Source organism: Nitrospirota bacterium (genome assembly GCA_037386965.1).
Lineage (GTDB): Bacteria > Nitrospirota > Thermodesulfovibrionia > Thermodesulfovibrionales > JdFR-86 > JARRLN01.
This window is the reverse complement of record JARRLN010000102.1, coordinates 1-7,043: the sequence shown is the minus strand read 5'-3', so window position 1 is coordinate 7,043 and position 7,043 is coordinate 1. Positions and strand designations below refer to the sequence as shown.

The 7,043-nt window shown below is 67.7% G+C and carries 6 protein-coding genes; 2 read left to right on the top strand and 4 right to left on the bottom strand.

The window, feature by feature from the left end:
• On the top strand, positions 1 to 268 hold a 268-nt coding region (locus P8Y39_11865), incomplete at its 5' end, for a helix-turn-helix domain-containing protein (protein ID MEJ2193015.1).
• 402 nt (positions 269 to 670) lie between these two features.
• On the opposite strand, the gene P8Y39_11860 is transcribed toward P8Y39_11865, so the two are convergent.
• The 3 genes from P8Y39_11860 to P8Y39_11850 are packed head-to-tail and all read right to left on the bottom strand — an operon-like array spanning position 671 to position 4,354.
• Positions 671 to 2,089 carry a gamma-glutamyltransferase gene (locus P8Y39_11860; GenBank protein MEJ2193014.1) on the bottom strand — a complete coding sequence of 473 codons (1,419 nt, stop codon included), beginning with the start codon at positions 2,087 to 2,089 and terminating at the stop codon, positions 671 to 673.
• Positions 2,086 to 3,186 (bottom strand): YbdK family carboxylate-amine ligase, encoded by a 1,101-nt coding sequence (locus tag P8Y39_11855; GenBank protein MEJ2193013.1) that lies wholly within the window; start codon positions 3,184 to 3,186, stop codon positions 2,086 to 2,088. The genes P8Y39_11860 and P8Y39_11855 overlap by 4 nt, the downstream gene beginning before the upstream one ends.
• Entirely contained in the window at positions 3,170 to 4,354 is a 1,185-nt protein-coding gene (locus P8Y39_11850; GenBank protein MEJ2193012.1) for a M20 family metallopeptidase, read from the bottom strand. The genes P8Y39_11855 and P8Y39_11850 overlap by 17 nt, the downstream gene beginning before the upstream one ends.
• A gap of 99 nt (positions 4,355 to 4,453) precedes the next feature.
• Here P8Y39_11850 and P8Y39_11845 point away from each other — a divergent pair, with 99 nt between their 5' ends.
• Positions 4,454 to 6,796 carry an endonuclease MutS2 gene (locus tag P8Y39_11845; GenBank protein ID MEJ2193011.1) on the top strand — a complete coding sequence of 781 codons (2,343 nt, stop codon included), beginning with the start codon at positions 4,454 to 4,456 and terminating at the stop codon, positions 6,794 to 6,796.
• Here the strand turns inward: P8Y39_11845 and P8Y39_11840 are convergent.
• Positions 6,774 to 7,043, bottom strand: a 270-nt coding sequence (locus P8Y39_11840; protein MEJ2193010.1) for a DUF2784 family protein, incomplete at its 5' end; no start/stop codon positions are given. The genes P8Y39_11845 and P8Y39_11840 overlap by 23 nt on opposite strands.

The window sequence follows — 7,043 nt, the reverse complement described above, 5'->3', positions numbered from 1 at the left end:
CTGGCCGGGGAACGTCCGGGAGCTGGAGCACGCCCTGGAGCACGCCGTCATCCTCGCCCGGAGCGAGGTCCTCACCCTGGAGGACCTCCCCCAGGACCTGCGCTCCTCGTGGGCGTCCCTGCCGGGGGCCAACCTCGAAGAGCAGGAAAGGCTCCAGATTCTCCGGGCCCTGGAGACGGAGCGCTGGAACAAGACCAGAGCGGCCCGCACCCTGGGCATGAGCAGGCCCACCCTCTATCAACGGATGAAGAAATATAACCTGGAGTAGAGGCCCCCTCCCGGCCGTCCAGCCTGACAGAGTGTAAGCTGACGCCCTGACGCCTCTGAACGTCCCCCGCCCGGGGCGCGGAGCCGGGTCATCCCCGCAACCTGCCGTCACCGCTCGCGAAAAGGCGTTTCGCCTCCTCCCGGCCTCCCCTGGCACGGACCTTGATGTGCAAGGGGCAGAACACCGGGAAGGAGGTGCGGGACATGCCGGAGAACGGGAAAGAGAAAAACAGCATATACAGGAGGCATTGCCCCTTCATCAAGGACCCCTCGGCGACGTGCTACTGCAAGAGGGCGGACGAAGAAGGCGTAAGAAAGATTGTCGCCTGGTGCCTGGACGCTTATTGGGACTGCCCCATATACCAGGAGCGGGAAGAGAAGCGCCACATGGAAAGCGAGAGGACTAGGCTGCGCTCTCGAAATGTCCGCCCCTGCGGGGGTCGCCGCATCCCGTGAATTTACCGGTGACGGCGTGTACGCCGCCGAAGTAAAGGTCGGTTTCCTTCCACTCGTTGCACCGGAAGCGCCGGCTGAGGGCGGCCAGGACCGGTCTCGGGAAGCCGGGCTCCAGGTGAAGCACGCCGTCCTCCTCCAGGTGCATCCGGGGCGCCTCGACGGCCCGGCGGGCGTCCATGCCGCGGTCTACGAGGTTGAGGATGACCTGGAGCATGGCGGTCTTGATGCGCTTGCTCCCGCCGCTTCCCAGGACGGCGGCCACCGCTCCCTCCCGCGTCCGGATGAGGGTGGGCGCCATCATGGAGTCCACCCTCTCTCCGGCGGGCACTGCGTAGAACCCCTGCGGATGGAGGTCTTCCTCGCCCATCATGTTATTGAGCATGATGCCGGTGTCGGCGTAGAAACAGCCCGAATTGGAGCCGTTTGAGGAGCTCATGGAGGCGGCGTTGCCCTGCTCGTCGACGATGCTGACGTGCGTGGTGCCCCCCGCGGCCCCCCTGAGCCTGTTCATGAGGTCCATGGCCTCCGCCCTCCTGATCGCCTCCTCCGGGCTTTCCGAGGGATAGGGCTTCCTTTCCAGAAAGCCCAGGGCTGCCAGGACGGTGGGCCCGCCCACGGAGGGAGGAGGGTTCGTATGGACCTCATACCCCCGGTAGACGGCCCTCAGGGTTTTCCTCTCCTTCACCTGGTACTCTCTCAAGTCCCGCGCCGTAAGAAGCCCTCCCTCCTTCTGCATGTCCCGGGCCACCGCCTCCGCGGTCTCGCCGCCGAAAAAGGCAAGCCATGTGTCCGGGTCCCGGTGGGAGAGGAACTCCCGGAGCAGGGGGTTATGGAGCCTCCGCCTGCGGAGGGCTTCGCCGTACATTTGCTTGCCGTAGTCGCTGTAGGTGAGTATGGGGGCGAGAAGGCCGATGGCGTAGTGCTGAAAGTCGGAGACCTCCACCCCCCGCTCGAGCTCCCTCAGGGCAGGCAGGACGATGTCCTGGATGTCCATGGTGCAGAACCTCCCGTGCAGGTGCAGAAGCCCCCGGAGCATCCCGGGCACGGCCACCGAACCGGCCCCCACATGGAAGACCTGGGTGGCGAAACGGAAGTTCACCTCGATGGGGATGAGCACGGGCCTGGCCCCCGCCGGTGCCCCCAGGCCCGGGGCGGTGACGAAGAAGTCCACGAGCACGTCCCGGTCCTCCGGGGCCGCATGGCCCAGGAGAAACCCCCCGCCGCCCAGGCTCGTAAGGATGGGCTCCGCCACCGAGGCGGCAAAGCCCGCGGCCACTGCGGCGTCGAAGGCGTTTCCTCCCCGCCGGAGCGTCTCCGTGGCGGCCCGGGTGGTCAGGGGGTGGCCGGAGGCAACCGCTCCCCTCATGCCTCGAACTCCTCCCGGGCCAGGCGGACCACCTCCCGGAAGTCGCCCGTCCGTCCGTAAAGCTCCCGGAGCGCGTGGGCCCCCGTGCCCTCGGCCAGGATGCGGCCCACGCCCTCCAGGTACGCCTCGGAGCCCAGGAGCCGGGCGGCGGGCCTCATGATATCGGAGAGCTCTTCCGCGGCGGCCCGCAAGGCATACCTCTTGCCCGAGCGGGGGTCCACGAAGGCTCCGTCCAGGCCGTAGCGGGCCGCCTGCCACTTGTTCGATTTCAGAACCTGCATGTTGACGTCCGGGTAGAACTCCTCCCGGTCGATGGTCACCACGAGGGCCTGGATGAGGGCGACCAGGGTCATGATGTCCCGGAACTTGAGGGGCATGTCGGCGCAGCGGACCTCCACGGTGCCGAACTCCGGGTGCGGGCGGACATCCCACCACAGGTCCTTTACCGACGTTATGACCCCGCCGGCCAGCAGAAGCCCGGCCATGCGGTCGAACTCCTCCCAGGTGCTCAGGGAGTCGGGCATCCCCGCCAGGGGAAGGGCCTCGAAGAGCTTGGTGCGGTAGGAGAACAGGCCCGTGTCCTCTCCCTGGTAGTACGGGGAGGAGGTGGTCAGGGCCAGGAGAATGGGCACGTAGAGGCGCATGGCGTTGAATATCTTGATGGCGTTCTCCCTGTCGGCCACCCCCACGTGGACGTGCAGGCCCTGGGCGATGAACCGCCTGCCGATGAGCTGCAGCTCCTCCATGATGCGCTTGTAGCGCGGGTGGTTCGATACCCTCTGCTTGCCCGCCTCCGAGAAGGGATGCAGGCTGGCCGAGAAGAAGACGCCGCCGTGGCGGGCGAGGATTTCCTCCAGAAGGGCAAGGGACTCCCTGAGGTCTCCCTCCGCCTCTTTCACGTCCTTGCAGACCGCGGTGTTCAGCTCCACCATGCACGCGAGGAACTCCGGCTTGATGCGCGGGCCCATCTCCGGGGGGACGTCGGCCAGGACGGCGGGCGCCATGCCGGCCAGCGCAAGGGTCTCGGCGTCAAGGAGTTGAAGCTCCAACTCCACGCCGACGTAGGGCTCGGGTGTGGAATTAAACTCCAGGGGCACCCGGTTTCTTCCCCTTGAGTTTCTGGATGGACCGTCTGGCCACCTCGGCGTAATAGATGGCGCCCAGGCGCAGGACCTCTTCCTCGAAATCAAAGGTGGAGCTATGCTGCACGGGGGCCTCGAAGCCGCCCCTGGCGGCCCCGAAGCGCACGAAGCAGCCCGGCACGCGCTCCAGGTAGTAGGCGAAGTCCTCCCCGCCCAGGCTGGGCCTTCTGAGGTTGATGAGGTTCTTGGTCCCCACCAGCCCCTCGGCCACTTCCCGGGCCAGGGCGTACCCCTCGGGGTGGTTGATGACGGGAGGGTAGCCCTCGCGCACGTCGACCTCTATCTGGGCTTCGTGCAGCGCGGCCAGGGAGGCCGCGGTCTTGTTGATGCGGGCCAGGACGCGCTTGCGCGTCGTGGCGTCCGTGGAGCGCAGGGTGCCTTTCATGACCGCCTCGTCGGCTATGGCGTTATAGACGCTTCCTGCCCGGACGGTGCCCACGGTGATGACCGCGGGGTGCAGGGGGTCGATGTTCCGGGAGATGATGGTCTGCAGCGCGATGACGAAGAGGCTCGCCACCAGCACGGCGTCCACCGACTCGTGCGGGCGCGCCGCGTGTCCCCCCTTGCCCACGATGCGTATCTGAAGGGCGTCGGTAAAGGAGGTCTCCACGTCGGCCCGGATGGCTATCTCCCCGAGCCGGTAGTGGGCGTCTATGTGGCCGCCGAATATCATGTCCACGCCCTCCAGCACTCCCTCGTCGCGCATGGCCAGGGCGCCGGCGCCCCCTTCCTCGGCGGGCTGGAAAACGAAAAGGACGTTGCCCTCCGGGGGGGCCTTCCTGAGCAGCTCCGCGGCCCCCAGGAGCATGGCCGTGTGGCCGTCATGCCCGCAGGCGTGCATGAAGCCCTTGACCCTGGAGCTGAAGGGCAGGCCGCTCTTCTCCTCGATGGGCAGGGCGTCCATGTCGGCCCTCAGGGCCACCGTGGGCACGGCCCCCGGCGCCCCGTCCCCGAGCCTGCCCACCACGCCGGTCCTGGCCACCCGCTCCTTGAAGGGGATGCCCAGCCTTGTGAGCTCCTTTGCCACCAGGGCCGCGGTCTTCACCTCCTTGTAGGCGGGCTCCGGGTACTGGTGGATGCGCCTGCGGATCTTGACGAGCCTGTTAAAGGTCTTGTCAGACATGAGTTTTCTGTAAGGCATAAGTAATAGTATCATAGAAGCCATGCCGGTAAAAAGCATATGGAAGGCCCGCGGGGCCTCCCTGTCAAGGGCCGGGGGCCGATGAGGAAAGAGGCCCTCCAGGCCCTGGAGTTCGTCAAGATACTGGAGGCCGCGGCCGCCCACTCACTGAGCGAGCCGGGCAGGGAGCGGGTGCTTGCCCTCCGTCCCCTGGCCCGCAGGGGCGACATCGCCCGCCGCTTCGGCGAGGTGGCCGACATCCGGAGGCTCCAGGACGAGGGGGCTCCCCTCGCGCTTGCACCGTTTACGGACGTACGCGAGGCCCTCCGGAAGTCCCGTCCCCGGGACGCCGTGCTCGACCCTCTGGACATTTACGCCTTTGCTCCGCTTCTGAGGATAATCGAGGCCGTCCGGGAGCAGGCCGCCCAGAGGGAAGACCTCACACACCTGAGGCGGCTCGCGGAGCCACTGACGGGTTTTCCGGGGCTCCTTTCCGCGGTCGAGGCGTCCGTGGATGCCGAGGGCAACATCCTGGACGGGGCATCCTACGTGCTTGAGGACCTCCGGGGGCGCATCCGCTCCCTGGAGCGAAAGATCATGGGCCGCCTGGAGGAGCTTCTCCGGGACCCCGGCATGACGCCCTTTCTGCAGGACGGCTTCGTCACTCGCCGCTACGGCCGCTGGGTCATTCCGGTGAGGATGGACGCGAGGGGCATGGTCTCGGGCGTGGTGCACGACGTCTCCCGGACCGGGGAGACCGCCTTCGTGGAGCCCCTGGAGATAATGAGCCGGGCCAACGAGCTCGAGAACCTCACGGCGGAGGCCCGGGCCGAGGAAATTCGCATCCTGAGGAGCATCACCTCCGAACTGAGGGAGGCGGCCCCGGAGCTTGAGGCCCAGTTCGAGACCGTGGTGGAACTGGACGCCCAGAACGCCGTCGCCCTCTTCGCCCAGGGCCTGGGGGCCGCCGAGCCCGAGATAAACGAGGAGTCCCTCTTAAAGGTGGACGAGGGGAGGCATCCCCTTCTTCTCATGCTCCCCTCCGCCCGGAAGGGAGAGGACGTCGTCCCCCTCACCCTTTCCCTGGGCGGCGGGCAGCGGGTCATGGTCATCACCGGCCCCAACGCAGGCGGGAAGACCATTGCCATCAAGACGGCGGGGCTTCTCGTTGCCATGGCCCTCTCGGGCATACCGGTGCCCGCGCGTCCGTCGTCGAGCTTTCCCCTGGTGGAGGACCTTCTCCTTGACATCGGCGACGAGCAGTCCATCGAGGAGAGCCTGTCCACCTTCTCGGCCCACATCGCCAACCTAGCGGGCATAGTGAAAAGCGCGGGCCCTCGGAGCCTGGTGCTCATCGACGAGCTGGGCACTGGCACCAACCCCGTGGAGGGGGCGGCCCTGGGCTCCGCGGTCCTGCAGGAGCTCGGCGGCAAGGGCTCCCTGGTCCTGGCGACCACGCACCTGGTGGAGATAGTGGGCTTCGTCCACAAGACCGAGGGCATGGTCAACGCCTCCATGGAGTTTGAGGAGGAGACCCTCACGCCCCTGTACCGTCTCCGGCCGGGGGAGCCGGGGGAGTCCCACGCCCTTGAGATAGCGCGCCGCTACGGGCTTCCCGCAAGCACCATCGAGCGCGCCACGTCCCTGGTGGGGCGCACCCAGGCGGAGCTGCACGGCCTGCTCCGGGAGCTGAAGGAGGCCAGAAGGCGCTACGAGGAGGAGCTGCTGGGACTTGAGAGGCTCAGGGCAGAGGTGGAGGAGGAGCGGAAGGCCCTCTCGGGGAAGCTCCGGGAGGCCGAGCGGGAGAGAAAGCGCGCCCTCGAGGAGGCCTATCGCCAGGCGGGGGACATCCTGGCCGAGGCGTCCCGCCAGGCCCGGGACGCCCTGGCGGAGGCCCGCAAAGAGCGCCGCGCCGCCCTCAGGCGCCTGGAGGAAAGAAAGGCCGAGGTGGCCGGAAAGCTCCGGGAGCTTCGCCCGGAGACCCGTGTGAGCCTGGAGGAGATAGAGCCCGGGGACACCATCCACGTGAGGACCCTGGGGTATGACGCCCGGGTGGTGGCGGTGGACAGGGAGAAGGAGCGCGTCCGGGTGAAGGTGCGGGACCGCGAGGTGGAGGTCCCGGCCCACGCCCTCGGGCCCCGCAAGAAGCGGGAGCTTCCGCCCCGGGTGCGCTACGTGCCGGAGGGGGAAGAGGAGGAGGCCCCGTCGGCTGAGCTTAATATGGTGGGCAGGCGGGTGGAAGAGGCCCTTTCCCTCCTTGAGCCCTTCCTGAACCGGGCCTCCCTGGGCGGCCTTCGAGAGGTCACCGTCATCCACGGCATCGGCACAGGGGCTCTGAGAAAGGCCGTGCGGGAGCATCTGGCCGCCCACCCCCTGGTGGCGGAGTTCCGCCCCGGCACGCCCGCCGAAGGAGGAGAAGGGGTCACGGTCGTCTCCTTGCGGTAGCCTTTTTCCGGAACGCGGCCCGGAGATAGAGCCAGACATTCCCCGCGATGAGCAGCACGGTGAGGGCGGAGAGGACCGCGGGGGAGACGTCGATGTAGATGAGCTTTTCCACGTAATGGATGATGAAGGAGCCTCCGTACCCCGCCCCAGGGGCCTGCCTCCCCCGGAGCCAGACCTCCAGGTAGGTAAGGGGACAGTACCAGCCGGAGACCGCGAGGGCCGCCGCCAGCCCGAGCCCCGCCACGTG

Excerpts from the sequence above, each read along its gene's own strand:
- P8Y39_11860 (MEJ2193014.1), bottom strand. The coding sequence starts at position 2,089 with ATGAGGGGAGCGGTTGCCTCCGGCCACCCCCTGACCACCCGGGCCGCC.
- P8Y39_11850 (MEJ2193012.1), bottom strand. The coding sequence starts at position 4,354 with ATGTCTGACAAGACCTTTAACAGGCTCGTCAAGATCCGCAGGCGCATC.
- P8Y39_11845 (MEJ2193011.1), top strand. The coding sequence starts at position 4,454 with ATGAGGAAAGAGGCCCTCCAGGCCCTGGAGTTCGTCAAGATACTGGAG.